This window comes from Brevibacillus borstelensis (assembly GCF_037834415.1).
Lineage (GTDB): Bacteria > Bacillota > Bacilli > Brevibacillales > Brevibacillaceae > Brevibacillus > Brevibacillus borstelensis_A.
Genome location: NZ_JAUMSJ010000016.1, coordinates 48,551 through 67,363, shown reverse-complemented (window position 1 = coordinate 67,363; position 18,813 = coordinate 48,551). Strand labels below are relative to the sequence as shown.

22 protein-coding genes are annotated in these 18,813 nt (G+C 50.9%); all 22 read left to right on the top strand.

The annotated features are described in order from the left end of the window. The first annotated feature begins 16 nt into the window (after positions 1 to 16). The 22 genes from Q3F21_RS14475 to Q3F21_RS14370 all read left to right on the top strand — a co-directional run bounded on the left by Q3F21_RS14475 (position 17) and on the right by Q3F21_RS14370 (position 18,767). Positions 17 to 412 carry a TIGR02530 family flagellar biosynthesis protein gene (locus Q3F21_RS14475; protein ID WP_340254057.1) on the top strand — a complete coding sequence of 132 codons (396 nt, stop codon included), beginning with the start codon at positions 17 to 19 and terminating at the stop codon, positions 410 to 412. Between the two features lie 98 nt (positions 413 to 510). Further along, positions 511 to 1,329 (top strand): flagellar basal body rod protein FlgG, encoded by an 819-nt coding sequence (gene flgG, locus Q3F21_RS14470; RefSeq protein ID WP_340254053.1) that lies wholly within the window; start codon positions 511 to 513, stop codon positions 1,327 to 1,329. 66 nt (positions 1,330 to 1,395) lie between these two features. Further along, positions 1,396 to 1,620: a flagellar FlbD family protein gene (locus Q3F21_RS14465; protein WP_340254048.1), complete on the top strand. Its 225-nt coding sequence runs from the start codon at positions 1,396 to 1,398 to the stop codon at positions 1,618 to 1,620. A gap of 15 nt (positions 1,621 to 1,635) precedes the next feature. Beyond that, positions 1,636 to 2,094, top strand: a complete 459-nt coding sequence (locus Q3F21_RS14460; protein WP_340254045.1) for a flagellar basal body-associated FliL family protein — start codon at positions 1,636 to 1,638, stop codon at positions 2,092 to 2,094. A gap of 38 nt (positions 2,095 to 2,132) precedes the next feature. Then, entirely contained in the window at positions 2,133 to 3,128 is a 996-nt protein-coding gene (fliM, locus tag Q3F21_RS14455) for a flagellar motor switch protein FliM (RefSeq protein ID WP_340254040.1), read from the top strand. Then, a complete protein-coding gene (gene fliY / locus Q3F21_RS14450; protein WP_340254037.1) occupies positions 3,121 to 4,446 on the top strand; it encodes a flagellar motor switch phosphatase FliY in 1,326 nt (441 codons plus the stop codon). The genes fliM and fliY overlap by 8 nt, the downstream gene beginning before the upstream one ends. A gap of 29 nt (positions 4,447 to 4,475) precedes the next feature. Further along, positions 4,476 to 4,838, top strand: coding sequence for a response regulator (locus tag Q3F21_RS14445; protein ID WP_340254031.1), 363 nt, complete (start codon positions 4,476 to 4,478; stop codon positions 4,836 to 4,838). After that, on the top strand, positions 4,838 to 5,512 hold the full coding sequence (locus Q3F21_RS14440; protein WP_340254028.1) for a flagellar biosynthetic protein FliO: 675 nt from the start codon (positions 4,838 to 4,840) through the stop codon (positions 5,510 to 5,512). Before Q3F21_RS14445 ends, Q3F21_RS14440 begins: the two co-directional genes overlap by 1 nt. Beyond that, positions 5,509 to 6,270 carry a flagellar type III secretion system pore protein FliP gene (gene fliP / locus Q3F21_RS14435; RefSeq protein WP_340254023.1) on the top strand — a complete coding sequence of 254 codons (762 nt, stop codon included), beginning with the start codon at positions 5,509 to 5,511 and terminating at the stop codon, positions 6,268 to 6,270. The genes Q3F21_RS14440 and fliP overlap by 4 nt, the downstream gene beginning before the upstream one ends. A 36-nt stretch (positions 6,271 to 6,306) precedes the next feature. Next, the gene (gene fliQ, locus Q3F21_RS14430) at positions 6,307 to 6,576 is read left to right on the top strand and encodes a flagellar biosynthesis protein FliQ (protein WP_340254019.1); all 270 of its coding nucleotides are present in this window, start codon (positions 6,307 to 6,309) and stop codon (positions 6,574 to 6,576) included. A gap of 3 nt (positions 6,577 to 6,579) precedes the next feature. After that, the gene (gene fliR, locus Q3F21_RS14425) at positions 6,580 to 7,362 is read left to right on the top strand and encodes a flagellar biosynthetic protein FliR (protein ID WP_340254014.1); all 783 of its coding nucleotides are present in this window, start codon (positions 6,580 to 6,582) and stop codon (positions 7,360 to 7,362) included. Continuing rightward, positions 7,359 to 8,456 (top strand): flagellar biosynthesis protein FlhB, encoded by a 1,098-nt coding sequence (gene flhB / locus Q3F21_RS14420; RefSeq protein ID WP_340254011.1) that lies wholly within the window; start codon positions 7,359 to 7,361, stop codon positions 8,454 to 8,456. The genes fliR and flhB overlap by 4 nt, the downstream gene beginning before the upstream one ends. Before the next feature lie 26 nt (positions 8,457 to 8,482). Beyond that, positions 8,483 to 10,525: a flagellar biosynthesis protein FlhA gene (flhA, locus tag Q3F21_RS14415; RefSeq protein WP_340254008.1), complete on the top strand. Its 2,043-nt coding sequence runs from the start codon at positions 8,483 to 8,485 to the stop codon at positions 10,523 to 10,525. Further along, entirely contained in the window at positions 10,522 to 11,898 is a 1,377-nt protein-coding gene (gene flhF, locus Q3F21_RS14410; protein WP_340254005.1) for a flagellar biosynthesis protein FlhF, read from the top strand. The genes flhA and flhF overlap by 4 nt, the downstream gene beginning before the upstream one ends. Before the next feature lie 5 nt (positions 11,899 to 11,903). Further along, positions 11,904 to 12,770: a MinD/ParA family protein gene (locus Q3F21_RS14405; RefSeq protein ID WP_340254002.1), complete on the top strand. Its 867-nt coding sequence runs from the start codon at positions 11,904 to 11,906 to the stop codon at positions 12,768 to 12,770. Positions 12,771 to 12,802: 32 nt separating this feature from the next. Further along, positions 12,803 to 13,915 (top strand): chemotaxis-specific protein-glutamate methyltransferase CheB, encoded by a 1,113-nt coding sequence (locus Q3F21_RS14400; protein WP_340253999.1) that lies wholly within the window; start codon positions 12,803 to 12,805, stop codon positions 13,913 to 13,915. Positions 13,916 to 13,935: 20 nt separating this feature from the next. After that, positions 13,936 to 15,993, top strand: a complete 2,058-nt coding sequence (locus Q3F21_RS14395; protein WP_340253996.1) for a chemotaxis protein CheA — start codon at positions 13,936 to 13,938, stop codon at positions 15,991 to 15,993. A 15-nt stretch (positions 15,994 to 16,008) separates the two neighbouring features. Continuing rightward, positions 16,009 to 16,485, top strand: a complete 477-nt coding sequence (locus tag Q3F21_RS14390) for a chemotaxis protein CheW (RefSeq protein ID WP_340253993.1) — start codon at positions 16,009 to 16,011, stop codon at positions 16,483 to 16,485. A 3-nt stretch (positions 16,486 to 16,488) separates the two neighbouring features. After that, the gene (locus Q3F21_RS14385) at positions 16,489 to 17,115 is read left to right on the top strand and encodes a chemotaxis protein CheC (protein WP_340253990.1); all 627 of its coding nucleotides are present in this window, start codon (positions 16,489 to 16,491) and stop codon (positions 17,113 to 17,115) included. Beyond that, a complete protein-coding gene (locus tag Q3F21_RS14380) occupies positions 17,102 to 17,587 on the top strand; it encodes a chemotaxis protein CheD (protein WP_340253987.1) in 486 nt (161 codons plus the stop codon). The genes Q3F21_RS14385 and Q3F21_RS14380 overlap by 14 nt, the downstream gene beginning before the upstream one ends. A gap of 14 nt (positions 17,588 to 17,601) precedes the next feature. Further along, the gene (locus tag Q3F21_RS14375) at positions 17,602 to 17,961 is read left to right on the top strand and encodes a hypothetical protein (protein ID WP_340254159.1); all 360 of its coding nucleotides are present in this window, start codon (positions 17,602 to 17,604) and stop codon (positions 17,959 to 17,961) included. 17 nt (positions 17,962 to 17,978) lie between these two features. Continuing rightward, positions 17,979 to 18,767: a FliA/WhiG family RNA polymerase sigma factor gene (locus Q3F21_RS14370; protein ID WP_340253984.1), complete on the top strand. Its 789-nt coding sequence runs from the start codon at positions 17,979 to 17,981 to the stop codon at positions 18,765 to 18,767. Positions 18,768 to 18,813: the final 46 nt, after the last annotated feature.

Sequence of the window (18,813 nt, the reverse complement as noted above, 5' to 3'; positions counted from 1 at the left end):
ACAAGGAGGAGCCGCCATGTACTCGTTTCACGTCGGGCAGACCTACTTTCCTTTAAAACCAAGCCATACAGTACCTGTCCGTCCGAGCAGTTCCCCACCGGATGGAAAAGCCTTTCAAGATTATCTGACGGAATCCGTTGCGAGAACAAGACCAACCCGGGAGCTTACGTTCAGCCAGCATGCTTTAAACCGTCTGAATGAGAGAGGAATCAGCTTGGATGAGGCAAAGATGGATCGGCTGGTCAAAGGGGTTAGAAAAGCTGCCGATAAAGGGGCGAAGGAATCTCTGATCATGATGGACAATGTGGCGTACGTGGTCAGTATCCAAAATCGAAAAGTGATTACTGCCGTCGATGACGGACGAATGAAGGATAGCGTTTTTACCAATATTGACAGTGCTGTTTTTGTGTAATGACAGAAAGTGGGCTGGACCTCTTCGGAGGAGGCCCTGTAGGCTGCCGACTGACTGAAGCAGTCAACCACAGAACAATTTCGAGGGGGAATCGCGTTATGTTACGTTCCATGTATACCGGCATCTCTGGTTTGCGCGGGTTTCAGACAAAACTTGATGTGATCGGCAACAACATCGCCAACGTGAATACAGTAGGTTTCAAAAAGGGACGCGTCATGTTCCAGGACATTCTCAGTCAAAACCTTGCAGGCGCAACTGGTCCAGCTGAAGAGGGTGGAAAAGGCGGTTCAAACCCTATCCAAATTGGCTTAGGGTCGCAAATGGCGTCGATTGATACAGTCTTCTCGGCAGGTAGTCCCATGCAAACCAACCTGCTAACCGATTTGTCCATTGAGGGCGATGGTTTCTTTATGGTAACTCCTGACGATGGAACCACTTTCTACTATACGCGAGCAGGCAACTTTACGCGGGATTCCCAAGGATACTTGCTTAACTCTCAAGGACTGAAACTCGTTGCAACCGGTGGAGGAACCATTCAAATCCCGCAAGACACTTACACTTCTTATTCAATTGGAAAGGATGGCGTGATTACGACTGTTGACCCTCAAGGCGTTTTGGACACGCCCTTTACCGTCGGCATCATGAAATTCAACAACCCGGGCGGTCTCAAAAAAATCGGCAACTCGCTGTATGAGAACACAACGAATACCGGTCCATTCGATGAAGCTCCTGATACGCCAATCACCGCTACTCAGGCAAAAGTAAACATCATCTCCGGCCAGCTGGAAATGTCCAACGTTGACCTTTCCGAGGAGTTTACCGAGATGATCGTTGCTCAACGTGGTTTCCAGGCGAACTCTCGGATCATTACGACATCCGATTCGGTGCTGGAAGAACTGGTGAATCTGAAACGATAATGTGACAAGGGAAGCGGGGAGGAAGGCTTGACGCTTTCTCCCCCCGCAACCCGAAAGGAGCGGCAGATGATCCAATTAACCCGATTCAACGGCGCACAGTTTTATCTAAACGCGACGCACATAGAAACGGTGGAGTCCACTCCCGATACGGTTATTACCTTGCTTACGGGGAAGAAGCACATCGTAAAGGAAACGGCAGAGGAAGTGATTGCGCGGATCCTGCGTTTCTACCAGCACGCGTTTCCGGCGTTTACTCCGCCGCGCATGCCGGATGACGATTCCATTGAATAGCGGGAGGCGCAAACAATGTTTCAAAATCGCTTGTTTAACATGGCCCTTATCATCATTATTGCGATATCGCTTCTAGGCGTCATATCGTTCGTGCTCTGGCAAACATACCTCTCCCCTGCAGCACAGTCAGCAAGCCAGGATGGATCCAAAGAGGTAAAGGCTCTCTCTGCCAAGGAAATGCAAGAGTACTCGATTGACACCGGAGAGATAACCACAAACCTGCTTTCCAAAAGCTACATCATCGTTCGGTTCACGATCACAGCAGACAGCAGCAGCTCCAAGGAAGAGCTTGAGAAGCGCCTGCCGCAGGTGAACCAAATTATCATCAAGACGCTCGCGGGTCTGGAACCGGATGATATCAAGGGAACAGAGGGAATCAACAAGCTGGAAGCCAAGATCATGAATGAGATCAGCGCGTTGATGCAGGAAGGCAAAATCGTCCAGGTTATCACAACGAAGCATCTTTTGTCCTAAAGATGATGAATGAATACATAGCAAGGAGGTGACGACAGATGGCCGAGGTTCTCTCACAAAGTGAGATTGACGCGTTGCTGGCAGCACTCTCTTCCGGGGAGATGGATGCCAACGAGCTGAAAAAAGAAGAGACTGAGCGGCGGATTAAAGTATACGACTTCAAACGGGCATTGCGATTTTCCAAAGACCAGATTCGCGGCTTGACGCGAATTCATGAGAACTATGCCCGGTTGTTGACGACATATTTTTCAGCTCAGCTTCGTACCTTCGTGCAAATAACAGTTGCCTCCGTCGATCAATTGCCGTATGACGAGTTTATTCGCTCCATTCCAAAGATGACGATTCTCAATATTTTTGAGGCGCCGCCACTTGAAGGGCGAATGGTATTGGAAGTGAATCCGAACATCGCGTACACGATGCTGGATCGACTCCTCGGAGGACAGGGGATTATCCCCGACAAGATGGGGGCACTGACAGAAATTGAGACAACTGTGATGGAACGCGTGTTCGGAAAAGCGCTGGATACCTTCCATGAAGCGTGGAAACAAATCATCGAGTTGGATCCTTATTTGGAAGGGCTCGAAATGAATCCCCAATTCATGCAGATCGTCTCCCCGAACGAAATCGTGGCGGTTATCTCGTTCAGTACAAAAATTGGCGATACGACAGGGATGATCAATCTGTGCTTGCCGCACGTGGTCTTGGAGCCAATCATGTCGAAGCTGTCCGGACAGTACTGGTTTTCCAAACAGAAGAAAACGAGGGATGAAGAGGAGCGTTTGCGGGTTGAGGAGCGGGTAAAGGCAGCCAGTCTGCCGATTATCGCAGAGCTGGGGACTGCTACCATCACCGTAGGCGAGTTCCTGCAGCTGCAGGTTGGGGATGTGATTCAACTCGATCATCTCGTCGAGAGCAAGTTGAAAATTAGAGTGGGAGATCAACTGAAGTTCCTCGGACAGCCCGGCACGCAAAAAGGTCGTGTTGCGGTGCAGATCGATGAAGTCCTTGAGGAAGGGGAGGAAATGAATGAGTAGAGACATGCTTTCTCAAGATGAGATTGACGCGCTGCTTCGAGTAAACAATTTGGTGGAAGAGGAAACGGAACAACCGGGCGCGCCAGATGTTGCCGACTATCTTTCCCCGTTTGAGCAAGACGCACTCGGAGAGATCGGAAACATTTCGTTTGGCAGTGCTGCGACAGCTCTCTCAACATTGTTAAGCCAAAAGGTGGACATTACGACACCGACCGTTTCCATGGTTCAAGTCAGCGATTTGGAAAAAGAATTTCCCATACCGCATGTAGCGGTCCATGTAGAGTATACGGATGGCTTTAAAGGCGTCAACCTGCTCGTCGTCCGGATGGAAGATGCGGCCGTCGTAGCCGATTTGATGATGGGCGGAGATGGTCGTCCCAGCACGACAGAAATGTCGGATCTGCATATCAGCGCTGTCCAAGAAGCCATGAACCAGATGATGGGGTCTGCTGCCACATCCATGTCTACCATTTTTAATCAACTGGTGAACATTACTCCTCCGGGAATTGATGTGATGGATCTCGCCCAAGGGAAAGGCGGAGACAGCTTCACGGAGGATGACACTCCATTGGTCAAAGTTTCTTTCCGTCTGAAGGTAGGAGAACAGGGAGAGCTGATCGACTCCAATATCATGCAGCTATTGCCGCTTTCCTTCGCGAAAGATATGATTGGCCGATTGACTGGGGCCTCTGATGGGGACGCAGCTGCTGCCAGTCTTGCAGAAGAGGTTCAGGCAGCGACTGCTCCAAGTCAGCCTGTCGGACATGCGGAGCCGACGATTCCGCCAAGTCCAGCCAGCCAGCCTCAAGCAGCTGCCCAGCCGCCGTACCCGGAACAGCCGGTACAAGCTCCGCCTCATGGGTATGCGCAGCCACCGATGTACCAGGAGCCGTATGGACAGCATCCTTATCCGCCGGCTTACGGATATCCGCCGCAGTATGCGCAGCCGCCAGTACCGCATGCTCCCCAGCATTTCGGGGCGCAGTCAATGAATGTGGCCAACGTAAAGGCAGCGCAATTCTCGCCGTTTGGAAACGGGATGTTTGCTGCACCAGACGAACAAAATCTCAACTTGCTTCTCGACATACCGCTGCAGGTCACGGTTGAGCTTGGCCGCACGAAGAAGCTGATAAAAGACATACTCGACCTGTCGGCTGGTTCTATTATTCAATTGGACAAGCTTGCCGGCGAGCATGTGGACATTTTGGTAAACAACAAACTGATTGCCAAAGGCGAGGTTGTGGTCATCGACGAAAACTTCGGGGTTCGCGTTACCGACATTATCAGTCCGATCGACCGCGTCTCTAAATTGCAATAACAACGGTAAACACGAGGAGGAGCTTATTCATGTCTAACAAAGTTCTCATTGTCGATGATGCTGCATTCATGCGCATGATGATTAAAGAAATTCTGTCCAAAAACGGTTTCAGTGTCGTCGGAGAAGCAAGCGACGGAGCACAGGCGGTCGAAAAATACAAGGAACTGGGTCCTGATCTTGTAACCATGGACATTACCATGCCGGAGATGGATGGAATCTCCGCCTTGAAAGAAATTAAAAAGATTGATCCGAATGCGCGCGTTATTATGTGTTCCGCGATGGGGCAGCAAGCGATGGTAATCGACGCGATTCAAGCGGGAGCAAAAGATTTTATCGTGAAGCCGTTCCAGGCAGATCGCGTACTGGAAGCGATCAAAAAGACGTTGAGCTAATGATAAAACTCCGGGACACAAGGGTGCGGCTCATCTGGATTTGCTGCCTGCTGTTGCTGCTCGTCGCTTCCCTTCCGGCTCAGGCTTCGGCGGAGAACAGCTCTGTCGCCGATGCGCTGAAAAAAGGCACGCTATCGACTGATGGGTCCGCCGGTCCACAAGAGCCGGCACCCATTCCAGGAAGCGGGTCTGGTAGCATGTGGGGCTACCTCGTCCAGGTTATTTTTTCGCTGGGCATCATCCTGGTGCTCATCTATCTATTGCTCCGGTTCCTGTCAAAAAGGCAGGCGGGGGTGGCGCAAGGGCCGATAAAGGTCATCAGCATGGCGCCGCTGGGTAATGGGAAATCGGTACAAGTAGTCATGATTGGAGAGTCTTTGTACGTACTCGGTGTCGGAGAAAATGTTCAATTGCTGCACCACATACCAGCTGGTGATGAGGCGGATCTGATATTGGCGGATGCTGAAATAAAAGGAGCGCTGCCATCGCCGCTGCAATGGCTTCCGTTTGGCAGCAAACGGAAGAACCGCGATGAACATTTCCAAGCCTCCGACGGACAAGGACATGCCTTTGAAGAAATGCTCCGAAATCAGTGGGGAACGGTTAGGCAGCGACCGGAGCAAAACGTCCGCTGGATGGATGAGCAAGGTAAGGACAGAGGAGATTTGGGATGAAACAATTTCTGCAGCTGCTCGCGATTGTGCTCGCATTGCTGGCCATACCGGATATGGCGGCGGCAGCACCAGTTCAACCATCATTGATCCCTACAGTTGACTTGAAAATAGGGGGTGGTTCCGGTACGCCGCAAGAGACCTCAACAGCCATTCAACTGCTGTTGATCCTGACGGTTCTGTCTGTAGCGCCTGCTATCTTGCTGCTCATGACCAGCTTCACGCGAATTGTCGTCGTCCTGTCGTTTGTCCGCAATGCATTGGCAACGCAGCAAATGCCTCCAAACCAGGTATTGATCGCACTCGCTCTGTTTATGACTTTTTTCATCATGTCCCCTACGTTAGCCAAGGTAAATGAGACGGCTGTCCAGCCGTTTATGCAGGGGAAGCTGTCACAAGAACAGGCGTTTGCCGCTGCGGTCATCCCGTTCAAGGAATATATGGCCAAACAGACACGCGAAAAGGATCTGGCGCTATTTTTGGAGTTTGCAAAAGCGGAGCGGCCGAAGACGGTACAGGACATACCGCTTACCGCATTGGTTCCGGCATATGCGATCAGTGAGCTGAAAACAGCATTTCAAATCGGTTTCATGATTTTTATTCCGTTTCTTGTGATCGATATGATCATTGCAAGCATTTTGATGGGGATGGGGATGATGATGCTTCCCCCCGTGATGATCTCACTCCCGTTCAAGATTTTGTTGTTTATCATGGTCGATGGATGGTATTTGGTGGTCAAGTCTCTTCTGACCAGCTTTTAGCCGTACGAGAGGTTTTTCAGCTTAGGAGGGTAGAGCATGACACAAGAGTTGCTGATGAGAGTTGCCCAAAGCTCTGTCTATACCATTTTGCTGATCGCCGCTCCGGCGCTGGGCGTAGGTCTGCTGGTAGGGTTGATCGTCAGTATTTTTCAAGCAACGACACAAATTCAGGAACAAACGCTCGCTTTTATTCCCAAAATCGTCGCCATCCTGATCACCATCCTGGCTGTCGGTCCCTGGATGCTGCGAATCATGCTTGAGTTCACTATGGGGATATTTGGAAATCTCCATAAGTTTGTAGGGTAACCGATGGCAGCCTTTCTGATTCACCTTCCTGTGTTGTTGCTTGTCTTTGTCCGTCTGACCGCTTTCTTCGTATCGGCCCCGTTCTTTTCGATGAAAGGCGTGCCGAATCAGTTCAAAATCGGTTTGGCTTTGTTCATGGCTGTGATCAGTTTTGGTTCTGTCCCTGTCCAAGGGGCGATCCCGATGGATTTGACATTTATCCTTCACGTCATCAAAGAGGCGTTGGTCGGAGTAATACTGGGCTATATTTGCGAGCTGATCTACGTCACGGTACAGGTAGCGGGCGGGATTATGGACATGCAAATGGGATTGGCCATGGCCAACGTTATCGATCCGCGCACCGGAGCGTATGTCCCGCTTACAGGGCATTTTAAAAACATTTTGGCGATGCTGTACTTTTTGAGCATGAATGGACATCATATGCTGATCCGCGGGATCATCAAAAGCTACCAAGCGATTCCGCTTGATGCCGCATGGGCAGCTTTTGGCAGTGAACAGGTCATGTGGCTGGCGGTAAAAGTATTTCGGGAAATGTTTTTAAGCGCATTTTTGATCGCGACGCCGATTGTCGTCTCACTGTTTCTCGTGGACCTTTCTCTTGGTATTATCGCCAAATCAGTCCCGCAATTTAATATTTTTGTTGTTGGACTTCCGATCAAACTGCTGGCAAGCTTTCTGCTGCTAATGGTAGTGATGCCTGCTTTTCTTCTGACGTTGAGCAGTTTGTTCGAGAAAATGTTTCGATCGTTTGCGGAGATGATGAAGCTGCTCGGAGGAACAGGATGAACCGACTTATTTTTTTGTATCCTGTCGATCTTCAATATTTTAGCGGGGAGAAGACAGAAAAGGCGACACCAAAAAAGAAGCAGGATGCTCGGAAAAAGGGGCAAGTGGTAAAAAGTGCAGACTTGTCTCCTGCTCTAAGCCTGATGGCAGTGTTTCTAGTGCTCGTCGCTTTTGGTGCAACCATGTTTCATTCCTTCGAAAATCTGATGAGGGAGTCGCTGATCACTTTTTCGACGTGGCAGGTAAATGAAGAAAATCTGGCCATCATTATCAGGAAGGTTGCATGGGAAGCAGTAAAGATTGCGGGGCCTGTGCTCGCCGTTGTTTTTGTGGTTGCCCTCTCGGTAAACTACGCCCAGGTAGGGTGGCTGTTTACTACGGAAACGATCCAGTTCAAACTGGAAAAGCTGGACCCGATCAAGGGTGCAAAACGGATGTTCAGCCTCCGTTCGCTGGTGGAGCTGGCCAAATCGCTCTTGAAAATCAGTACGGGGATTTTGGTTGCGTACATGATTTTATGGGATGTTCGGGATGAGTTGCTCAGGCTCTCCATGCAACCGCTGGAAGCAACGCTGTCGTTTGCGGCATCGGAGGCAGCCAAGCTAGGGCTGTTGATCGGGCTGTTGCTGGTCGTCCTGGCCGTCATGGATTACGCCTATCAACGGTATGAGTACGAAAAAAATCTGCGAATGTCCAAACAGGATATTAAAGATGAATACAAGCAGTCGGACGGTGACCCTCTCATCAAAGGGAAGATCCGTGAACGTCAGCGCAGCATGGCCATGCGGCGCATGATGCAGGAGCTGCCGAAAGCTGATGTGGTGATTACCAACCCGACTCACTTTGCGGTTGCGATTCGCTACGACAGCCAAGAGATGCACGCTCCGACAGTCATTGCCAAAGGACAGGATTACATGGCTTTAAAAATTAAGGAAATTGCCAAGAAACACCGAATCATAACGATGGAAAACAAGCCTCTTGCCAGGGCTCTACATAGCCAGGTAGAGATAGGTCAGCCGATCCCGGAGGAATTGTTTAAAGCGGTTGCCGAAGTTCTCGCCTATGTATACAAACTGCAAGGGAAAGTGAAGTAAAAACAAAGAAGAGAGGAGGACAAACGGTGGGATTGAAATTGAAAGAACTGGGTACGGTCTTGTTCGTCATAAGTATCGTTGTCATGATGGTGATCCCACTGCCTTCCGAGTTGTTGGATCTGCTTCTCATTTTGAACATCTCCCTTGCTTTGACGATTTTGCTTGTGTCCATGTACACGCGGGAGACGTTGCAGTTCTCCATCTTTCCTACCGTCCTGCTGATTACGACGCTCTTTCGGCTGGCGCTGAACGTCTCGACGACGCGGAACATTCTCTCCCATGCCGAGGGCGGAAAGGTTATCGAAGCGTTTGGAAGTTTCGTCGTAGGGGGCAATCAGGTCGTAGGCTTTGTCGTTTTTCTGATCCTTGTCATCATTCAGTTTATCGTTATTACCAAAGGCTCGGAACGCGTAGCCGAGGTTGCAGCCCGCTTTACTCTGGATGCTATGCCAGGGAAACAGATGAGTATTGATGCGGATTTGAACGCGGGGATGATTACCGATTCGGAAGCCCGTACACGGCGGAAAAAAATCGAAGAGGAAGCGGATTTCTATGGCGCCATGGACGGTGCCAGCAAGTTTGTAAAAGGGGACGCCATTGCCGGTATCATCATTTTTATCGTTAATATTATCGGTGGATTCATCATCGGTATGGTGATTCACGACATGAGCTTTACTGAAGCGGCTTCCAAATTTACGACCATGTCCGTTGGGGACGCGCTTGTGAGCCAAATCCCGGCGCTGCTCATTTCGACCGCGACCGGTATCATCGTCACGAGGGCAACCTCAGGGGAAGGACTGGGCGAGGATATCGCCAACCAGATGTTCAGCTATCCGCGTCTGCTGTTCATTGTGGCGGGTGGAATTTTCCTGCTTGGCTTGCTCACTCCCATTGGCCTTGTACCCGTTGTACCCGTAGCTGGCCTTTTGGCCTTTGCGGGATGGAAAATGACCCGGAAGCAAAAGGTCGCCTGGGAAGAGACCGCTCAACAGGAAGAAGACCAGCAGCTTGAGGAGGTGCGGAGTCCGGAAAGCGTCGTCAACCTGCTCCAAGTCGATCCGATTGAGTTTGAATTTGGCTACGGACTGATACCGCTGGCGGACAGCAAGCAAGGCGGAGATCTGCTTGATCGCGTCATTATGATCCGTCGCCAGGTTGCTCTGGAGCTCGGAATTGTAGTTCCAGTCATTCGCATCAGGGACAACATTCAGCTTCGACCGAATGAATATGTGATCAAAATCAAGGGCAACCAGATTGCGACGGGAGAAATCTTGCTCGATCATTATCTCGCCATGAGCCCCGGCTTTGACGATGATGCCGTTGTCGGGATCGAAACCGTTGAACCTGCGTTTGGTCTTCCCGCTTTGTGGGTAACAGAAGAAAATAAGGAGATTGCTGAGCTTTCCGGATACACGGTTGTGGATCCGCCGTCTGTTGTGGCGACTCACTTGACGGAGGTAATCAAACGTCACGCGCACGAATTGCTGGGCCGTCAAGAAACGCGTGCCCTGATTGACAATGTCAGAGAAGTGGCGCCCGTTCTGGTCGATGAGCTGATTCCAGGCTTTCTGTCGATCGGGGAAGTGCAGAAGGTATTGCAGAAGCTGCTGCGTGAAAAAGTCTCGATTCGCAACCTGACAGTCATTTTGGAAGCATTGGCCGATCATGCGATGTACACGAAAGACCCGGAAGTGCTGACCGAATACGTACGTCAAGCCATGTCTCGCCAGATTACCTTGCAATACACGGAGCCGGGGCAGCCGCTCCGCGTTATCACGGCCGGACCTGGACTTGAAAAGACGATTTCCGAACATGTCGAGCAGACTGAGCAGGGAAGCTACCTGGCTATCGATCCGGAAACATCACAGCTCATTTACCAGAATTTATCAACGGAGGTTAGCAGAATGGTAAATTCGGGACAGCAGCCCATCATTCTATCCTCGCCTGCCGTTCGCATGTACCTGCGCCAACTGATGGAGCGAATGATGCCGGATGTTCCCGTTCTGTCATACAGTGAGCTGGAGCCTCATGTTGAAGTGCAAAGCGTAGGGATGGTGAACATTTCGTGAGAGTAAAACGATACATAGTCGACTCCATGCCGGAAGCACTTGACAAAATTCGCATTGATCTAGGATCCGATGCCATCATTCTCAATTCCAAAGCAATCAAGACAGGGGGCTTTCTCGGATTTTTTGGCAAGCAGCAAATCGAAGTCGTTGCCGCTGTCGATGACAAGGACTCCGAAAAGCAAAAAGGCCCAGCTGCAACAAGGCAGCGCGCTGTCCCCGCCAAACCGGCAACAACAGGCGCATACACTGCGCAGAGAGCCTATCAATCTGCGGCAGCAAGCTCTTCCAATAAAAGCGTCAGCAGCGAGTCTCAGCCAATGCAGGATGAGACTTCCGCAGTGCCTTTTGAACTGCAGCTTACTCGTGAGCAGAGTCAGGAAGCGAAGCATCACCAGTCAGCCAATCTCCTGAAAGAAGAGCATCCAGAAGAAAAACGCCCTGAAGAAAAACCGGTTCAAACGGCTACATCTCGTTCCTCAACAACCGATGCGCTTCCGCCGCTCAAAGAGAAGGGCGATCAAATCGCCCTTGAGGTGCGGAGCATGCGCCAAATGTTCGAAAAGCTGTTGACCAACGATTTGAAACAGCAGCTGCCACAACCGGTTCAAGCGGTGAGCAGCAGGTTGCGGCAGCAAGAGGTGTCGGAGGAAGCGGCTGCGCAGATTATCCAGCAGGTCATCTTGGAGTGCGACTCGGACTGGGATGAAGCCAAGGCCATTTTGAAGGCGGAGGAATTCATCGCCCAATGTCTCGAAAAGGCTGTGAAACAGCCGACCAGTATCGAGAAAGACGTGCGGTACGCGTTCTTTTTTGGGCCGACCGGGGTAGGGAAGACGACCACCATCGCAAAATTGGCCGCAGCCTGCATGTTAAAGGAAAAGCGAAAGGTCGGCTTCATTACTGCAGACACCTATCGGATTGCGGCTGTCGAACAATTGAAAACGTACGCAAACATTTTGAATGTGCCGTTTGAGGTGGTTTTTTCTCCGAAAGAAATTCCCCAGGCGATGGAGCGATTAAGCGGATGCGATTTGGTCTTCGTCGATACTGCGGGAAGAAACTATCGCAATGACGAGTATGTGCAAGGGATTCGCGACCTGGTCGTGGCAGATCGAAACAGCCTTAACTTTTTGGTGCTCAGCCTCACATCCAAATACAGCGACATGAGAACGATCATCCGGAATTTTGACGATGTACCGGTTTCCCGGGTCATTTTTACAAAAGCAGACGAAACGGATGCTTATGGCGCCATGTTGAACGTAGCGTTTGAAACGGAGCTTTCGATCTCTTATGTGACGACTGGCCAAAATGTCCCGGACGATATTATCGTGGCGACCCCCAGGCTGATAGCTAAGATGATTATGGGAGAATGATTCGTATGCATGACCAAGCAAAGCGACTTCGTGAGCGAATGCAGCAGAATTCCCCCTCCCGTCAGACACGGTTGGTTACGGTGACAAGCGGCAAAGGGGGAGTCGGGAAATCGAATTTCAGTCTGAACTTCGCTCTCGGCTTGCGCGAGAAAGGGCACAAGGCCATTCTGTTTGATGTCGATTTGGGTCTGGCGAATCTGGATGTACTGATGGGGATAACGCCCAAACGTCACCTGCTGCATGTAATTGAGCAAGAGACATCCGTGTGGGACATCATGGAAACAGGGCCCGGTGATTTGGAGTTCATTGCCGGAGGCTCCGGTTTTACCCAAATCCTTCAATTGGACAACAGCAAGCTGGACATCCTGTTTCAAAAGCTGGAACCGCTGCAAGGCTACGCGGACACGATCATTTTTGATACGGGTGCGGGTATCTCTCAGGAGTCCTTGCGATTTATGCTGTCTTCGGATGAAGTCATTCTCGTCACGACGCCAGAGCCGCCAGCTATTACGGATGCGTATGCAGTAATTAAAATGATCCATTCCCGGAATCCACAGACAAAGGTTCGCCTTGTCATCAACCGGGCAACGTCTGAACGTGAAGGACAAGCTACAGCTGACAAGTTGAGCATGGTAGCCAAACGGTTTCTCGATATGGAGATAAGCAAGCTCGGTTATGTCATGGATGACGATCACGTCACAAGAGCGGTGAAGCAACAGCGTCCTTATTTTCTTGCCTTTCCTCAGTCTCAGGCTTCGAAGAGCATTCGAAACCTGGTGGCCGAATACCTGGGGAGCCCTGCGGCAGCCGCCCCCGGTTCACCAGGAGGATTTAAAGGGTTCTTCATGAAACTGAAAGGCTTCATGCCGTAATACAACTAGACTTCGGAAGGGAGCGATGGCGGATGAGTACTATTCGGGTTCTCGTCACAGATGATTCGGCATTCATGCGTAAGGTTATTTCAGACATCCTGCAAAGCGACCCTGAAATCGAAGTGATTGACCGAGCAAAAAACGGGCTTGAATGCGTGGAGAAAGCAAAGAAGCTGGAGCCTGATGTGATCACCCTTGATATCGAAATGCCGATCATGAATGGTTTGGAAGCGCTAGAACAGTTGATGAAGCAAAATCCTGTTCCTGTAGTGATGTTGAGCAGCTTGACCAAAGAGGGTGCTGAAGCGACCATACGTGCTCTGGAATTGGGAGCCATCGATTTTGTCGCCAAACCGTCCGGTCCGATTTCGCTCGATATTCACAAGGTTGGCGATCGTTTGATCGAGAGAGTAAAGGCTGCGGCTCAGGCTAAAAAAAGGACGAAAAAGTTTACGCTCCATCCGGAGAGCACCTCTTCCTCGCCTTTGATTCCAACCAAAGCGACGGATGAGAAGTCGGCTGGTCAGGCGAAGGCGGTGCCTGACTCACCTCTGAAAAGAGTCCCTTCGGGTGCGGCAAGGCTTGTGGTGCTCGGCACTTCAACCGGAGGACCAAAAGCGCTGCAGACGGTTCTGACCGCACTGCCTGCTCAGCTTCCCGCCCCGATCGCGATCGTACAGCATATGCCGGCCGGCTTTACAAAATCGCTGGCACAGCGTCTGGATTCTCTCTGTGCAATCCGTGTAACGGAGGTGACCGACGGAGAATGGCTTGAGCCTGGAACCGCTTATATCGCTCCGGGCGGATATCATTTTGAAATTCAACAAACGAATGGAAGACTTCAGGCCAAACTGCACCAAGAAGAGCCTCGAGGTGGTCACCGCCCTTCTGTCGACATTCTTTTTGAGTCTGTTAGCCGATTGACAAAAGTAGACAAATGGTCAATCATCATGACAGGCATGGGAAATGATGGGACGAAGGGCCTGATTAAAATGAAAGAGACAGGTCCTGTGACGAGTATTATCGAGGACGAATCGACATGTGTTGTGTTCGGAATGCCGCGTGCGGCCATCCAGGCGGGCCTCGCTGATCATGTCGTACCGTTACACAAAATTGCAGAAACACTCTGCAAGCTGCTGCACTGATTTTGGGAGGTGGATCACCCATGGACATGAATCAATATCTGGACATGTTTATCGAAGAGTCAAAGGAACACCTGCAAGCGATCAATGCCAACCTGCTCGTTTTGGAGAATGATCCGGAAAGTATTCAGATCGTCAATGAAATTTTTCGCTCTGCTCACACGTTAAAGGGTATGTCCGCGACAATGGGCTTTGAAGACATGGCGAGCCTGACCCACGAAGCGGAAAATGTGCTCGATTTAATCCGGAATGACAAGCTGAAAATCAACAGCGATATTATGGATGTGATATTCGAGAGCGTTGACCTGATTGAAGGCATGGTCATGAATATTATGGAAGGCGGCGACGGCTCCGCGGACGTATCCAAGCCGGTGGCCAAGCTGCGGGCAATCGTGTCGGGGGACTTTGCTTCCGCTGCAACCGAGGCAGCTGAAGAAGCCGTCGCGGCAGGCGAAGAGTCCGCAGCTTCCCATTCGGAAGAGGGCAGCCGCGAATATGCACTGGATGAGTTCTCCTTGACAGTGCTGAAGCAGTCAAAGGAAGCGGGCAACAACCTGTTCTGGATCAAAGTGACCCTGCAGGAGAACTGCCTGTTGAAAGCAGCCCGGGCTTATATGGTTTTTGATCAGCTCGAGTCGATGGGCGAAGTGATCAAGTCGACGCCTCCCGCAGAGGATTTGGAAAACGAACGGTTTGACCTTTCCTTCGAAGTAGTTTTTGTGACGATGGAGCCTTTGGAGAAAGTGAAAAAGGCGATTGAAAATATTTCGGAAATCGCGGAAGTACTGGTAGAACCGGTAGAAATGAAGGAAGCCGGAAAAGAAGCCAAGGAAGCGGAAAAACAAGCGGCTGCGACCGCCGCTCCTGCAGCTGCCAAGAAGGAAGCGGGACCTGCACAGAACAACGCGGCTGTGAAAAAAGTGGCGGCAGGCGGAAAAACCATTCGCGTCGACATCGAGAGACTGGATGTTCTGATGAATCTGTTCAGCGAGTTGGTCATCGACAGGGGCCGCTTGGAGCAGCTGGCCCGCGAGCTTGGCAAGAGCGAGCTGCAGGAAACCGTAGAACATATGAGCCGCATTAGCGGAGATTTGCAAAACATCATCCTGACGATGCGCATGGTCCCGGTAGAACAGGTGTTCAATCGCTTCCCCCGGATGATTCGCGACTTGGCAAAAGATCTGAATAAAAAAGTGAACCTGGAAATCTACGGGGCGGAAACCGAGCTTGATCGGACTGTCATCGATGAAATTGGCGATCCGCTCGTGCACCTGCTGCGAAATTCGCTTGACCACGGTATCGAATCTCCAGCGCAGCGAAAGCAGGCTGGCAAGCCGGAGGAAGGAACGATTCAGCTTCGCGCCTTCCACAGCGGAAACCATGTATTTATTGAAGTAAAGGATGACGGGGCAGGCATTAACAAAGACAAGGTTCTGAAAAAAGCACTTGAGCGCGGCGTCGTAAATCCGGCCAATGCAGATACTCTGACCGACAGGCAAATCTTTGAACTGCTGTTCTCGTCCGGCTTTAGCACGGCTGAGGTCATTTCTGACATTTCGGGACGGGGCGTCGGCCTAGACGTCGTAAAAACAAAGATCGAGTCGCTCGGCGGAAACGTAAGTGTCGACTCTGTCCGCGGACAAGGAACGACCTTCCTGATCCAGCTTCCGCTCACGCTTTCCATCATCTCGGCCATGCTCGTTCAGGTCCGGAATGAAAAATATGCCGTTCCGCTCAGTTCGATTATTGAAACAGCGGTATTCCGCAAAGAGCAAATCATGATGGCGCACCGCCAGAAGGTCATTGACTTCCGTGGAAAAGTCGTTCCTCTCGTCTCGTTGCAGGAAATTTTCCAAATTCCGGATAACGGAGCGGAGAAGGACGACGAAGTAGCCGTAGTAATCGTTCGCAAGGGAGAAAAAATGGCGGGACTTGTCGTCGATTCGTTTATCGGCCAGCAAGAAATCGTGCTGAAGTCACTGGGTAAATACCTGGTAAACGTGTTCGCCATCTCCGGGGCGACGATCCTGGGAGACGGACAAGTAGCTTTGATTATCGACTGCAACGCACTGATTAAGTAAGGGGAGGGCAGCCGTATGCTCGAGCAAAAGGAAATCATCGGAGAAGTAAAAGTCATCGTTTTCCGCCTGAAAGACGAAGAATACGGGGTTGACGTAAATCAGGTCAAATCGATTGAAAAATTGGAGCATATTACCCGCGTTCCGAGAACTCCCGCGTTTGTCAAAGGGGTAATCAATTTGCGCGGTGTGGTAACGCCGATTATCGATTTGCGCAATCGCTTCAGCCTGGAAGAAGCCGACTATACCGAGTCGACCCGGATTATCATTGTAGCGGTTGGAGAACTGGAAGTTGGTTTGATCGTAGATGCAGCAAACGACGTGATCGATATCCCGGTGAATGCGATCGAACCGCCGCCTGAGGTTGTCGGAGGCGTAGAGGCAGCATACCTGCGCGGAGTGGCCAAGCTGGAAAAACGCCTGCTGATTTTATTGAATCTGGATAAAGTTCTGAGCAACGAGGAAATCAAGCAACTCGACGCCTTTGAGGGATAAGGGATGGAATACTTTACAAAGTTTGGCGATTTTCAATTTGATGTCCTTCGGGAAGTAGGGAATATCGGAGCCGGTCATGCTGCGACAGCCTTGTCTAAACTGATACAAAAGGAAATCGACATGAAAGTGCCGCAGGTAAACATTATCCCCTTTGACCAAGTGGCAGACTGTGTCGGTGGCCCAGAGGCCATTGTCGTCACAGTCTTTCTCCGGGTAGAGGGAGATTGCCCGGGAAACATGTTTTTCATTCTCGATATGGATTCCGCACGTCACGTGCTGCAACAGATCATCGGTGACGTGAAGGATGTAGAGGAGTGGACAGAGTTCGAAGTTTCCGCTCTTCATGAGATCGGCAATATTCTCACCGGTTCCTACTTGTCCTCACTGGCCGACTTTACGAACTTGAATTTGCAGCCATCTGTCCCGGCGCTGGCGATCGATATGGCAGGAGCAATCCTCAGCTACGGACTCTTGGAGCTGGGACAAGCAGGCGATTATGCGCTCACCATCGATACCGCTTTCTTTGAAGGCAACGAGCTGGTCCAAGGTCACTTTTTTCTGATCCCTGATCCCGAATCCTTAAAGACATTATTTCGTTCATTAGGAGTACCGTTCGATGGAGATTATTAAAATTGGCATGGCTGACTTTGGAGTTGCAAAATCTCCTGACCGGTTACGAACCACGGGATTAGGTTCATGTGTCGGCGTCGTCATTTATGATTCCGTACATAAAGTTGCCGGAATGGCTCACGTCATGCTACCGGAATCCTCTCTCGGAAAAGGCGGGGAGATCGCCATCGGCAAATACGCCGATACGGCCATTCCCCGTCTCATCCAGGACATGAAGCTGGCTGGCGCGTCGACGCACAACATGGTCGCGAAGCTGGCCGGAGGGGCTCAGATGTTTGCTTTTCTAGGCAAGAGCGATACGATGAGGATCGGACCGCGAAATGTAGAAGCGTGCAAGATGGCGCTGCAGCAGGCGCAAATCAGAGTAGTAGCCGAAGATACAGGGGGCAATTGCGGGAGGACCATCGAGTTTGACTCGAGTACCGGTCTGTTGCAAATTCGAACCGTCAATCAAGGTGTGAAGGAAGTATAGGTATGTTGGGGACTATGTGGGTGAATACAGGATTCGGGGCACTTGCCTCTGTCATTACGCTGTTTACGGCTTTGTCCGGAAACGTCTGGTTGGTTTCCCTGGAACGTGCCGGTTTTGCATTTATCCTATTTTTTCTTGCAGCTTTTCCGATCCGCTGGCTTGTCGCCAAGATTATGGGGTCTTCCTTGAATCCCGAGACCATGGCTCCGGCTGAAGCTTCCGGGGGGGACATCCCCTCGGCTTCGGGCGAGCCGGATCATCCCGAGGAAGACAGCGAGTTTATGCCGCTGTCTGTGGAGAAGATCGGGAGCGCTCCGCTGGTGCATGATCCCACCACCGTTGCAGATGTTGTGAGGCGATTAACTGATAAATAAAGGTTGGTGACGAAATCGTGGCACGGCTAACCAATCAAGAAAAGGCGAGGCAGTTTGACAAATGGGTAATGTGGAAGGAGGAAGGCAGCCGGGACGCGGAGGTGGACCTGGTTACGCAGTACCTTCCGCTAGTAGACAAGGTAGCCAATCGACTTGCGATTAACCTTCCGAATAATGTAGACAAGGATGATTTGATCAGCTATGGCCGTTTCGGCTTGCTTGATGCGTTGGCGAAGTTTGATCATACCCGTGGGCTGCAGTTTGAAACGTACGCGATGTGGCGGATTCGCGGAGCGATGATCGATGGATTGAGGGAAAACGATTGGATTCCCAGAACGGTCAGGGACAAGGCCAAAAAAATTGAGGAGGCGTATACGCTGTTGGAGCAAAAGCAGTTGCGGACGCCGACCGATTCAGAGGTTTCTTCCTATCTGGGCATCACCGAGAAAGATCTGCAGCAAGTATTTTATGAAACCTCACTTGCCACGATGATTTCCATTGACGAGGCTGTAGGGGAAGAAGAGGAGCAGAAGACCGCAAGACATTCCTACATCGTCGATGAAGTGACCCCGCGTCCCGACCAGGTTGCCGAAATGTCAGGCCTAAAAGAAGTGTTGACCGCCGTTATTGACAAGCTGCCGGAGAAAGAGCGTCTCGTCGTTTCCCTGTTTTATTTTGAGGAGCTGACCTTGTCAGAGATTGCAGAAGTAATGAGCTTGTCGCCGTCGCGTATTTCACAGCTTCATTCCAAGGCGATTTTTCGCTTGCGATCCGCACTTGCCAGATGGAAGTCTCAGCTTGTTTAAAAGAAAGGCAATAAAAAAGCAGATATAGAAAATGGGAGAAGAGGGC